12 protein-coding genes, 3 rRNA genes and 1 pseudogene are annotated in these 19,436 nt (G+C 66.6%); 15 read left to right on the forward strand and 1 reads right to left on the reverse strand.

Annotated elements, in window-relative coordinates; translation table 11 throughout:
- The first annotated feature begins 14 nt into the window (after positions 1-14).
- A pseudogene (gene tyrS, locus L2X99_RS03120) lies at positions 15-1,317 on the forward strand (tyrosine--tRNA ligase).
- 109 nt (positions 1,318-1,426) lie between these two features.
- Positions 1,427-2,227, forward strand: coding sequence for a DUF4184 family protein (locus tag L2X99_RS03125; protein ID WP_236125111.1), 801 nt, complete (start codon positions 1,427-1,429; stop codon positions 2,225-2,227).
- Between the two features lie 7 nt (positions 2,228-2,234).
- Here the strand turns inward: L2X99_RS03125 and L2X99_RS03130 are convergent, their stop codons facing one another.
- Positions 2,235-3,527 (reverse strand): CoA transferase, encoded by a 1,293-nt coding sequence (locus L2X99_RS03130; protein WP_236135619.1) that lies wholly within the window; start codon positions 3,525-3,527, stop codon positions 2,235-2,237.
- Positions 3,528-4,019: 492 nt separating this feature from the next.
- On the opposite strand from L2X99_RS03130, the gene L2X99_RS03135 reads away from it, so the two are divergent.
- From L2X99_RS03135 to xerD, 13 genes are all read left to right on the forward strand, one after another.
- Positions 4,020-5,544: ribosomal RNA gene (locus L2X99_RS03135) — 16S ribosomal RNA — on the forward strand.
- Between the two features lie 354 nt (positions 5,545-5,898).
- Positions 5,899-9,001, forward strand: a 23S ribosomal RNA gene (locus tag L2X99_RS03140).
- A 113-nt stretch (positions 9,002-9,114) separates the two neighbouring features.
- A 5S ribosomal RNA gene (gene rrf / locus L2X99_RS03145) occupies positions 9,115-9,231 on the forward strand.
- Together the 16S, 23S and 5S rRNA genes form the textbook arrangement of a ribosomal RNA operon.
- A 562-nt stretch (positions 9,232-9,793) precedes the next feature.
- Positions 9,794-10,276, forward strand: a complete 483-nt coding sequence (locus L2X99_RS03150; protein WP_236135620.1) for a hypothetical protein — start codon at positions 9,794-9,796, stop codon at positions 10,274-10,276.
- Positions 10,245-11,420 carry a hypothetical protein gene (locus L2X99_RS03155; RefSeq protein WP_236135621.1) on the forward strand — a complete coding sequence of 392 codons (1,176 nt, stop codon included), beginning with the start codon at positions 10,245-10,247 and terminating at the stop codon, positions 11,418-11,420. Before L2X99_RS03150 ends, L2X99_RS03155 begins: the two co-directional genes overlap by 32 nt.
- Positions 11,420-12,460: an HAD-IIA family hydrolase gene (locus tag L2X99_RS03160; protein ID WP_236125109.1), complete on the forward strand. Its 1,041-nt coding sequence runs from the start codon at positions 11,420-11,422 to the stop codon at positions 12,458-12,460. The genes L2X99_RS03155 and L2X99_RS03160 overlap by 1 nt, the downstream gene beginning before the upstream one ends.
- Positions 12,461-12,590: 130 nt before the next feature.
- Positions 12,591-12,782, forward strand: a complete 192-nt coding sequence (locus tag L2X99_RS03165) for a hypothetical protein (RefSeq protein WP_236125108.1) — start codon at positions 12,591-12,593, stop codon at positions 12,780-12,782.
- Positions 12,779-13,573: a TlyA family RNA methyltransferase gene (locus tag L2X99_RS03170; RefSeq protein WP_236125107.1), complete on the forward strand. Its 795-nt coding sequence runs from the start codon at positions 12,779-12,781 to the stop codon at positions 13,571-13,573. The genes L2X99_RS03165 and L2X99_RS03170 overlap by 4 nt, the downstream gene beginning before the upstream one ends.
- Entirely contained in the window at positions 13,570-14,478 is a 909-nt protein-coding gene (locus L2X99_RS03175) for an NAD kinase (protein ID WP_236135622.1), read from the forward strand. The genes L2X99_RS03170 and L2X99_RS03175 overlap by 4 nt, the downstream gene beginning before the upstream one ends.
- Entirely contained in the window at positions 14,475-16,163 is a 1,689-nt protein-coding gene (gene recN / locus L2X99_RS03180) for a DNA repair protein RecN (RefSeq protein ID WP_236135623.1), read from the forward strand. The genes L2X99_RS03175 and recN overlap by 4 nt, the downstream gene beginning before the upstream one ends.
- A gap of 17 nt (positions 16,164-16,180) precedes the next feature.
- Entirely contained in the window at positions 16,181-17,872 is a 1,692-nt protein-coding gene (locus tag L2X99_RS03185) for a CTP synthase (protein WP_236126917.1), read from the forward strand.
- On the forward strand, positions 17,859-18,491 hold the full coding sequence (locus L2X99_RS03190) for an NUDIX domain-containing protein (protein WP_236125106.1): 633 nt from the start codon (positions 17,859-17,861) through the stop codon (positions 18,489-18,491). Before L2X99_RS03185 ends, L2X99_RS03190 begins: the two co-directional genes overlap by 14 nt.
- A 2-nt stretch (positions 18,492-18,493) precedes the next feature.
- Complete coding sequence (gene xerD, locus L2X99_RS03195; protein ID WP_236125105.1) at positions 18,494-19,396, forward strand: site-specific tyrosine recombinase XerD; 903 nt, start codon at positions 18,494-18,496, stop codon at positions 19,394-19,396.
- The last annotated feature ends 40 nt before the right edge of the window (positions 19,397-19,436 follow it).

Here is a 19,436-nt window from a genome sequence, read left to right on the forward strand (position 1 = left end):
ATAGCCTTGAGCGCGTGTCTGAAACCGCTCTGACGACAGCGCCGGTGGCACTCGATCCCACGTTCGAGAACGTGTGGGACGAGCTGCTGTGGCGCGGACTCGTCCACGTGTCCACCGATCAGGAAGCGCTGCGCGCGCTGCTCTCCGGGGACCCGATCACGTATTACTGCGGCTTCGACCCCACGGCTCCGAGCCTGCATCTGGGAAACCTCGTGCAGCTGCTGCTGCTGCGCCGCATCCAGCTCGCCGGGCATAAGCCGCTCGGGCTGGTCGGCGGATCGACCGGCCTGATCGGCGACCCTCGTCCCACCGCCGAGCGCACGCTGAACACCCGTGAGACCGTCGAGGAGTGGGTGGGCCGGCTGCGCGCCCAGGTCGAGCGCTTCCTCAGCTTCGAGGGCGAGAACTCGGCGCGCATCGTGAACAACCTCGACTGGACCGCACCGATGTCGGCGATCGACTTCCTGCGCGAGATCGGCAAGCACTACCGCGTCGGCACCATGCTGAAGAAGGACGCTGTCGCCGCGCGCCTGAATTCGGATGCCGGGATCAGCTACACCGAGTTCAGCTACCAGATCCTGCAGGGCATGGACTTCCTCGAACTGCACCGGCAGTACGACTGCATGCTGCAGACCGGAGGCAGCGATCAGTGGGGCAACCTCACCAGCGGCACCGACCTGATCCACCGCGTCGAGGGCGTCTCCGCGCACGCGATCGGCACGCCGCTGATCACGAACAGCGACGGCACCAAGTTCGGCAAGAGCGAGGGCAACGCGATCTGGCTGGACGCCGACATGTGCAGCCCGTACCGCATGTACCAGTTCTGGCTGGGCACGGCCGATGCCGATGTCGTCGAGCGGCTGAAGATCTTCACGTTCCTCACGCGCGCCCAGATCGAGGAGTACGCGCAGCTCGTCGAGACCGAGCCGTTCCGCCGCGCCGCGCAGAAGAGGCTGGCACTCGAGGTCGTCGCGACCGTGCACGGCGCGGATGCCGGCGGCAGCCGTGATCGCTGCATCCGAGGCGCTGTTCGGCCAGGGCGATCTCTCGTCGCTCGATGCCGCGACGCTGCGCACCGCCCTCGATGAGCTGCCCAACGCGACGGTCGATGCCGGAACCTCGGTGCTCGACGCGCTCGTCGCGACCGGTCTGGTCTCGAGCGCCTCCGAGGCGCGTCGCGCGATCTCGCAGGGCGGTGTCTCGGTCGACGGGCAGCGTGTCGAGGACGTCGAGGCCACGGTGTCGTTCGGGCTTCCGGGCGGTGTCTCGGTGCTGCGCCGCGGCAAGAAGACGCTCGCCGGCGTCTTCGCCGCCTGAGCTCCCTTTCGCCGACACCGCCTGATCGCCGACGCCCCTCGGGCTGACGCGAATCGGAGGGGGCGTCGACGCCCAGGAGCGACGCCGGGGCTGTTGATAGCGTCGACGGGTGCCCTTCACTCCGAGCCACGCCATCGTCGCCCTGCCGTTCGTGCGCACACCGCTGGTGCCGGCGGCGGTGGCGATCGGGGCGATGACCCCCGACCTGCCGCTGTTCCTCCGGGCGTTCGGTCCCGACTACGGGTTCCTGCATGCGGTGCCGAATCTGCTCTGGACGAGCCTGCTCGCCGCGGTGCTGCTCCTGATCTGGCGGGTGGTGCTGCGCCCGGCATCCGTCGAGCTGGTGCCGGCCGCCGTCGCCGCCCGTCTGCCGGGCGAGTGGCGGACGAGAGGTGCGGATGCGGCGCGCGAGACGTTCTGGCGCCCGGGGCGGCGCTGGTATCCGCTCCTCCTGCTCGTCTCTCTGATGATCGGCGTCGCCTCGCACATCCTGTGGGACTCGTTCACGCATGAGGGCCGGTGGGGCGTGGAGCTGTTCCCGGTCCTCGACGAGCAGTGGGGCGGACTCCTCGGGTACAAGTGGCTGCAGTACGGATCGGGGCTGATCGGGCTCATCGTCCTGGCGGTGTACGCAGTGCTGTGGCTGAGACGCCGTCCGGTGCACCCCGCCGCGCAGCGACTGCCGCGCTGGGTGCCGACCGTGTGGATCGGCGCGCTGCCGCTGATGATGGTGCTCGCGGTCGCCGCGGGCCATGCGGTCTGGGGACCCTTCACCGCCGAGTTCACCCCGGCGCACCTCGCGTACCGGACGCTTCCGCCCGTATGCGGGCTGTGGGGTGTGGCGACGCTGGCGCTGTGCGGGGTGATCGCCGTCCGGATGCCTGCACGCGTGGCATCCCGAGACCGGTGATCCCGGCTCACCAGGTGGGTTCGTCGCCGCCCCATGGCCGCGGTGCGGCGAACGGGTGCCCCGGCAGGGCCGATCGGACCGTTCGGACGAGGCGATCACCGACACCGAACTCCTCGGTGTGCCGGTCCGGGTCATCGGTGGTCGGCGCTCCCGGCGAGGCGGTGCGCGGCATGCCCAGCAGCTCGGCCGCGACGCGGCGCAGCGAGGTGCGGACGAGCAGCGTACGGCCGGCGCGCCGGCGCAGCGCCATGCAGACTCCGGCCGCGAGCAGGTAGCCGGCGGAGTGATCGAGGGCCTGGGCGGGAAGTACTCCGGGCGTCGAGCCGTCGGGGGACTCGACCATCGCGATCCCGGACTCGGCCTGCACCAGACTGTCGAACCCTCGTCGGTCGGGTTGGTCGGCGCCCCATGCGCTGAGCTGTGCGATCACGATCCCAGGATGCCGTTCGGCGAGCGCTTCGGGCGAGAGATCGAGCCGCGAGAGCCCGGCCGGCCGGTAGCCGAGTACGACGACGTCGGCCGTCGACAGCAGCTGCGCGAAACGCTCGGAGCGAGCGTCGAGCAGCGCGGTCCGCTTGGCGTGTCCGGTGTCGAGGTGCTGCCACGCCGGCTCCGGCAGATGCGGCGGATCGATGCGCAGCACGTCCGCGCCGAGCGCCGCGAGGGTACGTGTGCACACGGGCCCCGCGATCACGCGGGTGAGGTCGAGGACCCGGATGCCGGTGAGGGGGCCGGCATCGAGGGAAGCGCGGCTCCCGGGTGCCGGACCCAGGTCGATGGTCTCGATCAGAGGAGCGCGTCGGAGTGCGGTGTCGTGCGCGGGAGCCTCGGGGAGCACGGGGACAGCGAGCCCGCCGGCGCTGGTGATGCGCGCGACGATCGAGGTCGTGCTGTCGGCCGTGAACGCCGCCGCCGGATCCTGCCCCTCCCGCAGCGTGAGTGCGTCGCGGAGTGCGGCGGCGTGATGCGGGTAGTTCGCGTGGGTGCGCACCCACCCGTCCGAAGTGCGCCAGAAACCGGAGAGGGGCGCCCAGACGGAGGGCGCCGTACCGTCGAGGGTCAGCAGCGCAGCGCTGCGGTACGTCGCAGCGATCCGGTCGGGATCGGGGACCCCGGCGAAAGGAGAACCCGAGGCGAGCAGCGCGGCGACCACGGAGGCCCAGGCCAGCTCGCCCGTGGCGAGACGCGAGGGCAGGGGTACAGGATGCGGGGGAGCGAAGAAGCCAGCGGACGGCGGAGCATCCATGGCGAGATCCGCACGGATGCGCTCGAGCGCCGAGGTGCTCGGTACGGGGGTCATGGGGACAGGCTACGCCGGCGGACGGGCGCGACACGCCCGAGATCCGGTGCGGATTTGCCGGACCCGGGGGATCCGCGTAAGTTATTACGAGTTCGCCCCAAGCGGTTGAGCGGAAGGCCGGAAGGCCCAGCTCCCCTCCAAGCGGCGGACCACCTCCCATCACTTGATCCCACGGCTTCGTGGGGCTAAGATGGAAGGTCCCGGCCCCGGACAGGCTGTTTTGACAGTCGCCGACTCGCCGGTTTATGGTTGTGAAGTTGCCCTGCGCGTCTCTGTCACGGTTTGTGGTGGGTGTGTGGGTGCGTCCGATCCTTGAGAACTCAACAGCGTGCACTTGTCAAATGCCAAATAACCTCGTCCCTGACCTTTTTGGTTGGGGTGAGATTCCTTTGGATCAATTTATATGGATGTCAGCAATGATGTTCGTTTTTTGGTCATGATTGAACTCGCTGCTTTCTGGTCTTTTTCCGGCTGGTTGGTATGCATCTGTTTTTTACGGAGAGTTTGATCCTGGCTCAGGATGAACGCTGGCGGCGTGCTTAACACATGCAAGTCGAACGATGAACCTGGAGCTTGCTCTGGGGGATTAGTGGCGAACGGGTGAGTAACACGTGAGCAACCTGCCCCTGACTCTGGGATAAGCGCTGGAAACGGTGTCTAATACTGGATATGTGCCATGGCCGCATGGTCTGTGGTTGGAAAGATTTTTTGGTTGGGGATGGGCTCGCGGCCTATCAGCTTGTTGGTGGGGTAATGGCTCACCAAGGCGTCGACGGGTAGCCGGCCTGAGAGGGTGACCGGCCACACTGGGACTGAGACACGGCCCAGACTCCTACGGGAGGCAGCAGTGGGGAATATTGCACAATGGGCGGAAGCCTGATGCAGCAACGCCGCGTGAGGGATGACGGCCTTCGGGTTGTAAACCTCTTTTAGCAGGGAAGAAGCGAAAGTGACGGTACCTGCAGAAAAAGCACCGGCTAACTACGTGCCAGCAGCCGCGGTAATACGTAGGGTGCAAGCGTTATCCGGAATTATTGGGCGTAAAGAGCTCGTAGGCGGTTTGTCGCGTCTGCCGTGAAATCCTCAGGCTCAACCTGAGGCTTGCGGTGGGTACGGGCAGACTTGAGTGCGGTAGGGGAGATTGGAATTCCTGGTGTAGCGGTGGAATGCGCAGATATCAGGAGGAACACCGATGGCGAAGGCAGATCTCTGGGCCGTAACTGACGCTGAGGAGCGAAAGGGTGGGGAGCAAACAGGCTTAGATACCCTGGTAGTCCACCCCGTAAACGTTGGGAACTAGTTGTGGGGTCCTTTCCACGGATTCCGTGACGCAGCTAACGCATTAAGTTCCCCGCCTGGGGAGTACGGCCGCAAGGCTAAAACTCAAAGGAATTGACGGGGACCCGCACAAGCGGCGGAGCATGCGGATTAATTCGATGCAACGCGAAGAACCTTACCAAGGCTTGACATACACCAGAACACCCCAGAAATGGGGGACTCTTTGGACACTGGTGAACAGGTGGTGCATGGTTGTCGTCAGCTCGTGTCGTGAGATGTTGGGTTAAGTCCCGCAACGAGCGCAACCCTCGTTCTATGTTGCCAGCACGTAATGGTGGGAACTCATGGGATACTGCCGGGGTCAACTCGGAGGAAGGTGGGGATGACGTCAAATCATCATGCCCCTTATGTCTTGGGCTTCACGCATGCTACAATGGCCGGTACAATGGGCTGCGATACCGTGAGGTGGAGCGAATCCCAAAAAGCCGGTCCCAGTTCGGATCGTAGTCTGCAACTCGACTACGTGAAGTCGGAGTCGCTAGTAATCGCAGATCAGCAACGCTGCGGTGAATACGTTCCCGGGTCTTGTACACACCGCCCGTCAAGTCATGAAAGTCGGTAACACCTGAAGCCGGTGGCCTAACCCTTGTGGAGGGAGCCGTCGAAGGTGGGATCGGTAATTAGGACTAAGTCGTAACAAGGTAGCCGTACCGGAAGGTGCGGCTGGATCACCTCCTTTCTAAGGAGCATCTGACACTTTCGGGTGTCCAGAACCCAGTACGAAGGCACATGTTCTTCGCTGGGGCTCATGGGTGGAACATTTGACATGCCGTCGAGGCTTGGTCTCGGAATCAGTACGCAGCTTGCTGCAGGAACGTTCCGGGGTTGAGGGTCGGTGGCTGCACGCTGTTGGGTCCTGAGGGACCGGGCCGGCACGGTTGTGTCGAACCGACCCTTGTGGCCCTTCTTGGCATTCCCCGGTTGGGGTGTGGCTTGGGGGGACCGCCCGTACTTTGAGAACTACACAGTGGACGCGAGCATCTTAAAGAAAACCGGGTCAACGCTTTTCCTGGCGTTGGCCTATCTCATGTGATTTCAAGTCTTTAAGAGCAAACGGTGGATGCCTTGGCATCTGGAGCCGAAGAAGGACGTAGCAATCTGCGATAAGCCTCGGGGAACTGATAAGCGAGTTTTGATCCGAGGGTGTCCGAATGGGGAAACCCCGCCAGGCGTTTGTGCGACCTGGTGACTCCCGTCTGAATATATAGGGCGGGTAGAGGGAACGCGGGGAAGTGAAACATCTCAGTACCCGCAGGAAGAGAAAACAACATGTGATTCCGTGAGTAGTGGCGAGCGAAAGCGGATGAGGCTAAACCGCTTCTGTGTGATACCCGGCAGGGGTTGCAGGAGCGGGGTTGTGGGACCCTCCTTATTGTTCTGCCGAACAGTGGGCGTGATGCGCGAGTGTAGACGAACGGTCTTGAAAGGCCGGCCATAGTGGGTGCCAGCCCCGTAGTCGAAATGCTTGGTGCAGCGTGGAGGGGATCCCAAGTAGCACGGGGCCCGTGAAATCCCGTGTGAATCTGTCAGGACCACCTGATAAGCCTAAATACTCCCAGATGACCGATAGCGGACAAGTACCGTGAGGGAAAGGTGAAAAGTACCCCGGGAGGGGAGTGAAATAGTACCTGAAACCGTTTGCTTACAAACCGTTGGAGCCTCCATGGTAGGGGTGACAGCGTGCCTTTTGAAGAATGAGCCTGCGAGTTAGTGATATGTGGCGAGGTTAACCCGTGTGGGGTAGCCGTAGCGAAAGCGAGTCTGAATAGGGCGATACAGTCGCATGTCCTAGACCCGAAGCGAAGTGATCTATCCATGGCCAGGCTGAAGCGACGGTAAGACGTCGTGGAGGGCCGAACCCACTTAGGTTGAAAACTGAGGGGATGAGCTGTGGATAGGGGTGAAAGGCCAATCAAACTTCGTGATAGCTGGTTCTCTCCGAAATGCATTTAGGTGCAGCGTTGCGTGTTTCTTGCCGGAGGTAGAGCTACTGGATGGCCGATGGGCCCGACCAGGTTACTGACGTCAGCCAAACTCCGAATGCCGGTAAGTGAGAGCGCAGCAGTGAGACTGTGGGGGATAAGCTTCATAGTCGAGAGGGAAACAACCCAGACCACCATCTAAGGTCCCTAAGCGCGTGCTAAGTGGAAAAGGATGTGGAGTTGCTTAGACAACCAGGAGGTTGGCTTAGAAGCAGCCACCCTTGAAAGAGTGCGTAATAGCTCACTGGTCAAGTGATTCCGCGCCGACAATGTAACGGGGCTCAAGCACGCCACCGAAGTTGTGGCATTGACATTTTTGGTAGGCCTTCGTGGTCCAGCCGTGTTGATGGGTAGGAGAGCGTCGTGTGGCGGGTGAAGCGGCGGAGTGATCCAGCCGTGGACGCCACACGAGTGAGAATGCAGGCATGAGTAGCGAAAGACGTGTGAGAAACACGTCCTCCGGAAGACCAAGGGTTCCAGGGTCAAGCTAATCTTCCCTGGGTAAGTCGGGACCTAAGGCGAGGCCGACAGGCGTAGTCGATGGACAACGGGTTGATATTCCCGTACCGGCGAAGAACCGCCCACACGAAGTCAGGAGTGCTAAGCATCCCAAGACACGGGGATCCCTTCGGGGACGATCGTGTGGCGGCATGCGACCCCATCTGGTGGAGTGAGCGTATTAACAGGTGTGACGCAGGAAGGTAGCCCATGCCAGGCGATGGTTGTCCTGGTGCAAGTGCGTAGCCCGAGCGATAGGCAAATCCGTCGCTCATGCAGGGTGAGACACGATGCGGATGAAAAGTGGGTGATCCTATGCTGCCGAGAAAAGCATCGACGCGAGGTTCCAGCCGCCCGTACCCCAAACCGACTCAGGTGGTCAGGTAGAGAATACCAAGGAGATCGAGAGAATCGTGGTTAAGGAACTCGGCAAAATGCCCCCGTAACTTCGGGAGAAGGGGGCCACCCACTTATACCCACTTGCTGGGGAAAGGGTGTGGTGGCCGCAGAGACTAGTGGGTAGCGACTGTTTACTAAAAACACAGGTCCGTGCGAAGACGCAAGTCGATGTATACGGACTGACGCCTGCCCGGTGCTGGAAGGTTAAGAGGACCGGTTAGCCACTTGTGGCGAAGCTGAGAATTTAAGCCCCAGTAAACGGCGGTGGTAACTATAACCATCCTAAGGTAGCGAAATTCCTTGTCGGGTAAGTTCCGACCTGCACGAATGGCGTAACGACTTCCCAACTGTCTCAACCGCGAACTCGGCGAAATTGCATTACGAGTAAAGATGCTCGTTACGCGCAGCAGGACGGAAAGACCCCGTGACCTTTACTACAGCTTGGTATTGGTGTTCGGTGTGGCTTGTGTAGGATAGGTGGGAGACTATGAAGCGGGTACGCCAGTATTCGTGGAGTCATTGTTGAAATACCACTCTGGTCACTCTGGATATCTAACTTCGAACCGTGATCCGGTTCAGGGACAGTGCCTGGTGGGTAGTTTAACTGGGGCGGTTGCCTCCCAAAAAGTAACGGAGGCGCCCAAAGGTTCCCTCAACCTGGTTGGCAATCAGGTGGCGAGTGTAAGTGCACAAGGGAGCTTGACTGTGAGACTGACAGGTCGAGCAGGGACGAAAGTCGGGACTAGTGATCCGGCAGTGGCTTGTGGAAGCGCTGTCGCTCAACGGATAAAAGGTACCTCGGGGATAACAGGCTGATCTTGCCCAAGAGTCCATATCGACGGCATGGTTTGGCACCTCGATGTCGGCTCGTCGCATCCTGGGGCTGGAGTAGGTCCCAAGGGTTGGGCTGTTCGCCCATTAAAGCGGTACGCGAGCTGGGTTTAGAACGTCGTGAGACAGTTCGGTCCCTATCCGCTGCGCGCGTAGGAAGTTTGAGAGGATCTGACCCTAGTACGAGAGGACCGGGTTGGACGAACCTCTGGTGTGCCAGTTGTTCCGCCAGGAGCACCGCTGGTTAGCTACGTTCGGGATGGATAACCGCTGAAAGCATCTAAGCGGGAAGCCGGCCTCAAGATGAGACTTCCATCACCTTCGGGTGGAGAGGCTCCCAGCCAGACTACTGGGTTGATAGGCCAGATGTGGAAGCACGGCAACGTGTGCAGCTGACTGGTACTAATAAGCCGACGACTTGATAACACCCTTTGTTCTTCTGCGAGATGAACGCGTCCACTTTGTGGTTCTCGACGTACGGTCGGAACCCAAACAACACACACTTACGCGTGTGATGTTGCTTGAAACGTCAATAGTGTTTCGGCGGCCATAGCGTGAGGGAAACGCCCGGTCACATTCCGAACCCGGAAGCTAAGCCTCACAGCGCCGATGGTACTGCAGGGGGGACCCTGTGGGAGAGTAGGACACCGCCGAACTCCTCTAAGCAAGATGGCCACCCAGGGTTGGGTGGCCATCTTGCGTTAACAAGCAAACAGGGAGTCAGAATGTCGGAAGAACAGCAGAATCGTCGCGAGGGCGGGGATTCATCGCGCTCTGGCTCTGGCTCCTCGAATGGCAAGAAGCGCTCGTACTCCGATGCGGCCGGCCGGACGCCGCGCTCAGGGGGGCACGACCGCAGCGGCTCGCGTCGAGACGACCGCAACGGTTCGGGAGATCGTCCGCACCGCGGTGATCGCTCCCAGGGCGGGGACCGTCCCTACAAGCGTGATGACTCGCGTGGTGGCGACCGTTCGTACCGGAATGATCGTCCGCAGGGTGACCGTCCGTACAAGCGTGATGACTCCCGTGGTGGCGACCGTTCGTACCGGAATGATCGTCCGCAGGGTGACCGTCCGTACAAGCGTGATGACTCTCGCGGTGGCGACCGTTCGTACCGGAACGACCGTCCGCAGGGTGACCGTCCGTACCGCAACGACCGTCCGCAGGGTGACCGCCCGTACCGCAACGACCGCTCGCAGGGCGACCGCCCATACAAGCGTGACGAGTCCCGTGGTGGAGACCGGCCCTGACCGCAACAATCGTCCGCAGGGTGACCGCCCGTACAAGCGTGATGACTCGCGCGGTGGTGACCGTCCGTACCGTAACGACCGTCCGCAGGGTGACCGCCCGTACAAGCGCGATGACTCGCGCGGTGGTGACCGTCCGTACCGTAACGACCGTCCGCAGGGTGACCGCCCGTACAAGCGCGATGACTCGCGCGGTGGTGACCGTCCGTACCGTAACGACCGTCCGCAGGGTGACCGCCCGTACAAGCGCGATGACTCGCGCGGTGGCGACCGTCCGTACCGGAACGACCGTCCGCACGGCGACCGCCCGTACAAGCGCGATGACTCGCGCGGTGGCGACCGCCCGTACAAGCGTGACGACTCCCGTGGTGGAGACCGGCCCTACCGGAACGACCGCTCGCAGGGTGACCGTCCGTACAAGCGTGACGACTCCCGTGGTGGAGACCGGCCCTGACCGGAACGACCGTCCGTACCGGAACGACCGCCCGCAGCGCGACGACCGCCGCCGTGACGATCGCGGCCAAGGGGGCGATCGCCGGTCCCACACGTCGCAGCGAGGTGGTTCCGAGCGGGAGTACAACCCCTACGCACCGGTTCGCGAGCGTGTGCCGGAACCGCAGCTTCCTGACGACATCACGCCTCGAGACCTGCACCCGGCAGCGCGCAACGAGCTGAAGACGCTGAGCATGGAGAACGCGGAGCGGGTGGCGCGCCACCTGGCCATGACTGCCCGCCTGATCGACGAGGACCCGCAGCTCGCCCACGAGCACGCCCTCGCCGCATCGCGCCGTGCCGGCCGCATCCCCGTCGTGCGCGAGTCCGTCGCCATCACGGCGTACGCGATCGGTGACTTCGCTCTGGCCCTGCGCGAACTGCGCACCTACCGTCGCATCTCGGGACGTGAGGACCAGATCGCGCTGATCGTCGACAGCGAGCGCGGTGTCGGACGCCCCGACCGTGCCCTCGAGGAGGGCCGCGGCGTCGACCGTACGGCGCTGCCCACTGAGGTGCGCGTCGCCCTCGCCATTGCGATGTCTGGCGCCCGCTTGGACCGTGGTGAGCTCGAACTTGCCCTCGGCGAACTGGAGATCCCCGAACTCGACCCCGATCGCGCCTTCGAGTGGAGCCCGGCGCTGTTCGCGGCCCGTGCGGCCGTGCTCGAGGACCTCGGACGCACCGACGAGGCCGAGTTCTGGGCAGAACGCGCCGAGGCCGCGGCCGATGCCCTGGGCGCCGCATCCGCCGAGCACGACGAGGTCATCGTCGAGGACGGCCTGATCGAGGACTTCGACGACGACGAGTACGACGAGGACGTCGCCGGCGAGTCCGACGACGCCGTCACGGACGTGGACGATGCCGACGGCGCACGCGAGGAGGCCACCGGCGAACCCGCCGATGCCGGAACCGAGGTCGACGACGCTGACGCTGAGCCTGACGCTGAGCCTGCCGTCTCTGCCGCCCCTGACGTCCCTGCCGCCTCTGCAGGCAAGTCCGACGACGTCGCCGCCGAGGTGGCGGAGATCCTCATGGAGGCCGGCGTCGATGAGGCACCGGACGCACCGTCCGTGGAACGCGCCGATGACGAGGGCAAGGCCTGATGGGGCTGTTCCGCAAGAGCGCCCCGATCACCGCGACTCCTCTCGACGGCCGTGACGCCGTGCTGGCCGACCTGGACGGCGTCGTGTACGCCGGTCCCGGTGCGCTGCCGCACGCCGTGGAGAGCCTGAACCGCGCAGCGGCCGGCATCCGGCTCGGGTACATCACGAACAACGCGTCCCGTACCGACGCGGATGTCGCCGGGCACCTGCGCGACCTCGGGCTCGATGTGCGTCCCCGCGATGTCGTGACCAGCCCGCAGGCGGCGATGCGCCTGCTCACCACGATGGTCCCGCCGCCTGCGACGATCCTCATCGTCGGCGGGGAGGGGCTCGTCGTCGAGGCGGAGAAGGCCGGGTACGCCGTCACCCGCAGTGCCGAGGACGCGCCGAGCGCCGTCGTGCAGGGCTTCGCCCCCGACGTGGCCTGGACCGATCTCGCCGAGGCGGCCTTCGCGCTGAAGGTGCCCGAGGACGAGGGCGGCATCCCGTGGATCTCGACGAACACCGACTGGACGATCCCGCGCGAGCGCGGCGTCGCTCCGGGCAACGGCACGCTCGTCTCCGCCGTGCACACCGCGATCGGCCGTCTCTCGACCGTCGCCGGCAAGCCCGAGACGCCGATCTTCGAAGAGGCGCTCGCACGCTTCGGGGCGGAGAACGCCCTCTTCCTCGGCGACCGTCTGGACACCGACATCCTCGGTGCGAACCGTGCAGGCATCGATTCGGCGCTGGTGCTCACCGGCATCGACCGGCCGAAGCATGTGCTCGCCGCCCCGGAGGGTTCGCGGCCGACGTACATCCTCAGTGACCTGCGTGAACTGCACGAACCCTACCCGGAAGTGGTGCAGAAGGACGGCGTGTTCCATGTGAACGGCGCCGCCGTGCGGGTCGCAGGGGCGGAGGTCGAGATCCTCTCCGAGGGCGAAAGGCAGATCGATCTGCTGCGCGCGGGCGCCGCGGCCATCTGGGCCAGCGGGGCCGCGATCTACGTGTTCCAGGTGCCCGAGCGCCTGTACGCGGACCCGTTCCACCGTCCTTGATCTCTCCGGGCGGTCTTCGTCGTCCTGCGGTCGCCCGGTCATCGGGCGGCGTTCTCGCCGCCTCAACGGCATTGTCCACACTTCCGAGCGGCGCCGGGGCGCCGTCCGCAGCCCGCGTTAGGCTGGGGAGATGCACGATCCCGCCGCGCCCAACCGGTCAGACGAGCCGGCCGACGCGCTCTGGAGCCGGTTGCGTCTGATCGAGGGGCAGCCCCTCTCCGATCGTGCCGACGCGTACTCCGCGCTTCACGGTGAGCTCATGAAGCGGCTCGACAGCGCTCCGAAGACCGAGCAGCGGCCCAGCCCCGCCGGGGAACGGTGACGCGCCTCGACGCGGCCCTGGCCGCTCGAGGACTGGCGCGCTCGCGCTCGCACGCGGCCACGCTGATCAGCGAGGGCCGGGTGCGGATTGACGGGCGTCCCGTCGTCAAGGCGTCGACACCCGTCTCCGACGACGCCGAGATCACCGTGGACGGTGCCGACGACTACGTCAGCCGCGGGGCGCACAAGCTCATCGCCGCGCTCGACGGCTTCGGCATCCCGGTGCAGGGCCGTCTCGCGCTCGACATGGGCGCTTCGACGGGCGGATTCACGCAGGTGCTTCGCGAGCGTGGAGCGCGACGCGTGCTCGCGGTCGACGTCGGTCACGGGCAGCTCGCGGCCTCCGTCGCCGCCGACCCCGGAGTCACCTCCGTCGAGGGGTACAACGTGCGGTACATGACGCCGCAGAACCTCGCCGAGGCGACGGGCGAGTCCGCTGTTCCGGACCTCATCACCGGCGACCTCTCCTTCATCTCCCTCGAGCACGTGTTCCCCGCCGTCGTGCAGGTCGCGGCGCCGGGCGCCGATGTCGTGCTGCTCGTCAAACCGCAGTTCGAGGTCGGTCGGACCGCCGTCCGAGGCGGACTGGTCACCGACCCGACCACGCGCGTCGACGCCGTCGAGCGCATCACCTGGAGCGCGTGGGACGCGGGGCTGGGCGTCCGAGGCATCCTGCCGTCGCCGATCCTCGGCACGCACGGCAACGCGGAGTACCTCCTGCACCTCGGCGCGGGCGGGGATGATCCGACACAATGGACGAAGCGCATCGCGGAACTGGCAGGAGGACGATGAACGAGCGGAACATCCTGGTCGTCGCTCACGCGCACCGGGAGGACACCGTCGCCGCCGCCATGCGCGTGATCGAAGCGCTGCGCGATGCGGGCGCCCGGCCCGTCCTCGCGGCCGAGGACCACATCGAGCTCACCGCCGTCGACCCGCGGTTCGCCGAGGTGGCGACGGTCGGCGCCGACATAGACGTGAACGGACTCGAGCTCGCGATCGTGCTCGGGGGCGACGGCACCATCCTGCGTGCCGCCGAACTGGTCCGCGACTCCGGTGCGCCGGTGCTCGGCATCAACATGGGCCATGTCGGATTCCTCGCCGAGATCGAGCGTGACGACATGGACGACGCTGTCCGCCGTGTGATCGACCGCGACTACCAGGTCGAGGAGCGCCTCGCACTGTCGGTGCGCGTGAAGGATGCCGCCGGAGAGGTCGTCTACGACACCTGGGCGCTGAACGAGGCGACCGTCGAGAAGGCCAGCCGGGAGCGGATGGTCGAGGTCGTCGTCGAGATCGACGGCCGTCCGCTGACGAGCTACGGATGCGACGGGATGGTGGTGTCCACGCCGACCGGGTCCACGGCCTACAACTTCTCCGCGGGCGGCCCGGTGATCTGGCCCGGCGTCGAGGCGATCGCCGTGGTGCCGCTCTCCGCGCACGCCCTGTTCGCCCGCCCTCTCGTGGTCAGCCCGCAGGCCTCCGTCGCGATCGAGATGCTCGAGTCGACCTCCGGTACCGGCATCCTGTGGTGCGACGGCCGGCGCTCCCACGAACTGCCTCCGGGTGCGCGGGTCGTCGTGCGCCGGTCGTCGCGTCCGGTGCGCCTCGCGCGCCTGCATCCGATCCCGTTCACCGACCGGCTGGTGCGCAAGTTCCAGCTGCCCGTCGCCGGATGGCGGGGAGGCGGCCGATGATCGAGGAGATGCGCATCCGCGGTCTCGGTGTCATCGACGACGCCGTGCTGCCGCTCGGCGCCGGGTTCACCGCCATCACCGGCGAGACCGGAGCGGGCAAGACCATGGTCGTCACCGGGCTCGGACTGCTGCTCGGCGCCCGTGCCGATTCCGGCGCCGTGCGCGCCGGCGCCTCGCAGGCATCCGTCGCCGGCGTCTGGGTCGTGCCCCCCGACGGTGCGGTGTCCGACATCGTCACCGACGCCGGGGGAGAGCTCGAGCCGGCCGGGGACTCCGCCGAACTGTACGTGTCGCGCACTCTCACGACCGAGGGGCGCAGTCGGGCCAGTGTCGGCGGCCGTGCTGCGCCGGCCGGCGTGCTGTCGTCGCTCGCGGAGGAACTCGTCGTCGTGCACGGACAGTCCGACCAGCTGCGGCTGCGCTCGGCCGCCGCGCAGCGCGACGCCCTGGACCGGTTCGGCGGCGATGCGGTCGCCGACGCCCTGGGCACCTACGGCGCCGTGTTCGCCCGCTGGCGTGCGCTGGACGCCGAGATCGCCGATCTCGTCGAGAACCGCGACCGCCGCGCAGAGGAGGCGGCCAGGCTGCGCGAGGACCTCGCACAGATCGAGGCCCTCGACCCGCAGCCCGGAGAGGATCGCGAGCTGAACGAGCGCGCCGAGCGCCTCGCCAACGCCGAGGAGCTGCGGGTGGCGGCATCCGTCGCCCGCGGGGCGATCTCGAGCGAGGAGGGCGAGCCGGACGTCTCGGCCCTGATCTCCGAGGCCCGCCGCGCACTGGACCGCGTGACGGATCCGCAGCTCACCGAGATCGGCACTGCGCTCGAGGACCTCGGATACCGTGCCGCGGACCTCGCGCTGCAGCTCTCCGGCTATCTCGCCGATCTCGATGAGACTGGGCCTCATGAGCTGGCCGCCGTCGAGGAGCGTCGGGCCGCGCTCAGCGTCCTCATCAGGCAGCACGGATCGCTCGACGAGGCGCTCGCGCTGTGGGGGAGCGGCTCCGCACGGCTCGCCGAGCTCGACGACGACGGCGACCGGATCGAACGGCTCCAGGCCGAGGCCGCGCAGGCGCGCGCCGAGGTGGATGCCGCAGCCGACGCGCTGACGGGTCTGCGCACCGCGGCCGCCGAACGCCTGTCCGCCGCGGTCAGCGAGGAGCTGCACGCCCTCGCCATGCCCGATGCCCGCCTGGTGGTCGAGGTCGCGCCGGGCATCGAGAGCACGCATGGGCGGGACGACGTGGCGATCCTGCTCGCTCCGCACCCCGGCGCTGATCCCCGCCCGGTCTCGAAGGGAGCCTCGGGCGGCGAGCTGTCCCGCGTCATGCTGGCCATCGAGGTCGTCATCGCGGGCGTCGACCCGGTGCCGACGTTCGTCTTCGACGAGGTGGATGCCGGCATCGGCGGCGCCGCCGCGATCGAGGTGGGCCGGCGCCTGGCGCGTCTCGCCGAGAGGGCGCAGGTCATCGCGGTCACGCACCTCGCCCAGGTCGCCGCGTTCGCGACGAATCACCTGACGGTCGTCAAGGCGTCCGGCGGCGCCGTGACGGCGTCGAGCGTTCGCCGCCTCGACGGGGAGGAGCGCGAGGCGGAGATGGCCCGTCTGCTGTCGGGTCTGCCCGACTCGGATGCCGCACTCACGCACGCCCGGGAACTTCTCGGTCTGAGCACCGCACCGAACTGATAGGATAAAAGCCCGTGATGCAGAACTCAGCCGCGCGGTCCGACGACACCACTTTCACGACGAAGCACATCTTCGTGACGGGCGGTGTCGTCTCCTCATTGGGCAAGGGACTCACCGCCGCCAGCCTGGGGAATCTCCTCACGGCGCGCGGTCTGCGCGTCGTGATGCAGAAGCTCGACCCCTACCTCAATGTCGACCCGGGCACGATGAACCCGTTCCAGCACGGCGAGGTCTTCGTGACCGATGACGGCGCCGAGACCGACCTCGACATCGGACACTACGAGCGCTTCCTCGACATCAACCTGTCGCAGGCGGCGAACGTGACCACGGGCCAGATCTACTCGCAGGTGATCGCTCGCGAGCGCCGCGGCGAGTATCTCGGCGACACCGTGCAGGTCATCCCGCACATCACCGATGAGATCAAGCGCCGCATGCGCCTGCAGGCCACCGAGGATCCGCAGCCCGACGTGATCATCACCGAGGTCGGCGGCACGGTGGGCGACATCGAGTCGCAGCCGTTCCTCGAGGCCGCCCGCCAGCTGCGCCATGAGCTCGGCCGGGACAACGTGTTCTTCGTGCACGTCTCGCTGGTGCCGTTCATGGGAGCCTCGGGCGAGCAGAAGACCAAGCCCACCCAGCACTCGGTCGCAGCTCTCCGTCAGCTCGGCGTGCAGCCCGATGCGCTGGTGCTGCGCAGCGACCGCCCGGTCAGCGAGAGCAACCGCAACAAGATCGCCCTGATGTGCGACGTCGACATCGACGGCGTCATCAACACGGTCGACCTGCCCAGCATCTACGACATCCCCTCCACGCTGAACGACCAGGGACTGGACTCGTACATCGTCCGCCGCCTCGGGCTGGAGGCCGCCGACGTGGACTGGTCGCGCTGGCAGAAGGTGCTGCAGGCGGTGCACAACCCCAAGCACGAGGTCACGATCGGCCTGGTCGGCAAGTACATCGACCTGCCCGACGCCTACCTCTCGGTCACCGAGGCGCTGCGCGCCGGCGGTTTCGCGCACGAGACGCACGTGAACATCCGCTGGATCCCGTCCGACTCCTGCGAGACGCCGGAGGGCGCCGAGAAGGCGCTCGCCGACCTGGACGGCATCTGCGTGCCCGGCGGCTTCGGCATCCGCGGCATCGAGGGCAAGCTGGGCGCCCTGAGGTTCGCTCGCGAGCAGGGTATCCCCACCCTCGGCCTGTGCCTCGGCCTGCAGTGCATGGTCATCGAGTACGCCCGCGACGTGGCCGGCATCGCCGGTGCGTCCTCGAGCGAGTTCGACCCCGAGACCGCCGAGCCGGTCATCGCGACGATGGCCGAGCAGGTCGAGATCCTCGACGGCGGCGACCTGGGCGGCACCATGCGCCTGGGGCTGTACAAGGCCGCTCTCACGGAGGGCTCGCTCGCGGCGGAGCTGTACGGCTCGGACGAGGCGTCCGAGCGGCACCGCCACCGCTACGAGGTCAACAACGCCTACCGCGGCCGCCTCGCAGACGCGGGCATGGTGTTCTCGGGGCTGAACCCCGAACTCGACCTCGTCGAGTACGTCGAGCTGCCGCGCGACGTGCACCCGTTCTACATCGCCACCCAGGCGCACCCCGAGCTGCGCTCGCGGCCGACCTCGCCGCATCCGCTGTTCCGCGGCCTGATCGGCGCGGCCATCGAGCGCCACCGCTCGAGCGAGCTGTTCGGCGATGACGACGCCTGACCCGCAGGCGGGCTCAGGCCCTTCGACAGGCTCAGGGACCCAGGCTCTGACGGACGACGCCTTCGAGCCCGAGGTGCTGCAGAGCGACCTCGTGTACGAGGGGCGGGTCTGGGACGTGCGCTCCGACCAGGTGCGCTACGGCGACGGTGAGATCGTGCGGCAGTACGTCGCGCACCCCGGCGCCGTGGCCGTCGTCGCACTCGACGACGAGGGCCGCGTGCTGCTGATCCAGCAGTACCGGCATCCGATCCGGCACCGCGACTGGGAGTTGCCCGCCGGCCTGCTCGACGTCGCAGGGGAGGAGCCGCTCGCGGCCGCCCGGCGCGAACTCGCCGAGGAGGCCGACCTGGTCGCGAGCGACTGGCGGCACCTGGTCTCGTCCTGGACGACGCCGGGCGGCAACGACGAGATGATCCACCTCTTCCTCGCCACGGGGGTCTCGCGCGCGGCGCAGCCGCACGATCGCGAGGACGAGGAGGCCGACATCCGCGTCGCCTGGGTTCCGCTGCCGGATGCCGTGGATGCGGTGCTCGACGGACGGATGCACAACGGTATCCTCCAGATCGGCGTGCTGGCGACCGAGCGGATGCTGCGCCGGCAGGAATCCTCCGGGCAGTAGCCGTGCAGCTCGACCGCGCGATCGATGCGTACCTGCGGCACGTCACGATCGAGCGCGGGCTGTCGGAGCATTCGGTCGCGGCGTACCGCCGCGACCTTGCGGGCTATCGCGAGTGGCTGGCGGGGCAGGGCATCGACGACACCGCCGAGATCACGCCGTCGGTGGTGCAGGCGTTCGTCGCCGACCGTGCCGGCGCCGAGCCCCCGCCCGCCGCGACCAGCCTCGCCCGGCTGCAGTCCTCGGTGCGGGGCTGGCATCGCTTCCTCACCCGGGAGGACATCGAACCCGACGACCCCACCGGACGGATCCGGCCGCCGAAGATGCCGCGCCGGCTGCCGAAGGCCCTCACGATCGACCAGGTGGAGCGACTGCTGGCGGCTCCCGGCGCGGATGAGCCGCTCGGCATCAGGGATCGCGCCCTGCTCGAGCTGCTGTACGCCACCGGCGCGCGCGTGACGGAGGCCGTGTCGCTCGACGTCGACGATCTCGCACACGGCGACGTGCTGCGCCTGCGCGGCAAGGGCGACAAGGAGCGCATCGTGCCGGTCGGCTCCTACGCGCGTGCCGCCGTCGACGCCTACCTCACCAGGGTGCGTCCGGAGCTGGCGGCCAAGGGACGGGCATCCGCTCGGCTGTTCCTCGGCGCACGCGGTGCGCCGCTGTCGCGGCAGAGCGCCTGGCTGATCATCCGCGCCGCCGCCGAGCGCGCCCAGATCACGGCCGAGGTGTCGCCGCACACCCTGCGGCACTCGTTCGCGACGCATCTGCTGCAGGGCGGTGCCGACGTGCGCGTGGTGCAGGAGCTGCTCGGGCACGCCTCGGTGGCGACCACGCAGATCTACACACACCTCTCGGTCGACACCCTGCGCGACGTCTACGCGACCTCGCATCCACGGGCGCGCTGAGGTCGCACGCGCCGATCTGGGCGCGCCGGGATGAGCGGGC

The organism is Microbacterium sp. KUDC0406 (assembly GCF_021582875.1).
In the GTDB taxonomy this organism is placed as follows: domain Bacteria; phylum Actinomycetota; class Actinomycetes; order Actinomycetales; family Microbacteriaceae; genus Microbacterium.

Coding starts and splice junctions, on each gene's coding strand:
- L2X99_RS03190 (WP_236125106.1), top strand. CDS start 17,859: ATGACGACGCCTGACCCGCAGGCGGGCTCAGGCCCTTCGACAGGCTCA.
- L2X99_RS03185 (WP_236126917.1), top strand. CDS start 16,181: ATGCAGAACTCAGCCGCGCGGTCCGACGACACCACTTTCACGACGAAG.
- L2X99_RS03175 (WP_236135622.1), top strand. CDS start 13,570: ATGAACGAGCGGAACATCCTGGTCGTCGCTCACGCGCACCGGGAGGAC.
- L2X99_RS03165 (WP_236125108.1), top strand. CDS start 12,591: ATGCACGATCCCGCCGCGCCCAACCGGTCAGACGAGCCGGCCGACGCG.
- L2X99_RS03160 (WP_236125109.1), top strand. CDS start 11,420: ATGGGGCTGTTCCGCAAGAGCGCCCCGATCACCGCGACTCCTCTCGAC.
- recN (WP_236135623.1), top strand. CDS start 14,475: ATGATCGAGGAGATGCGCATCCGCGGTCTCGGTGTCATCGACGACGCC.
- L2X99_RS03130 (WP_236135619.1), bottom strand. CDS start 3,527: ATGACCCCCGTACCGAGCACCTCGGCGCTCGAGCGCATCCGTGCGGAT.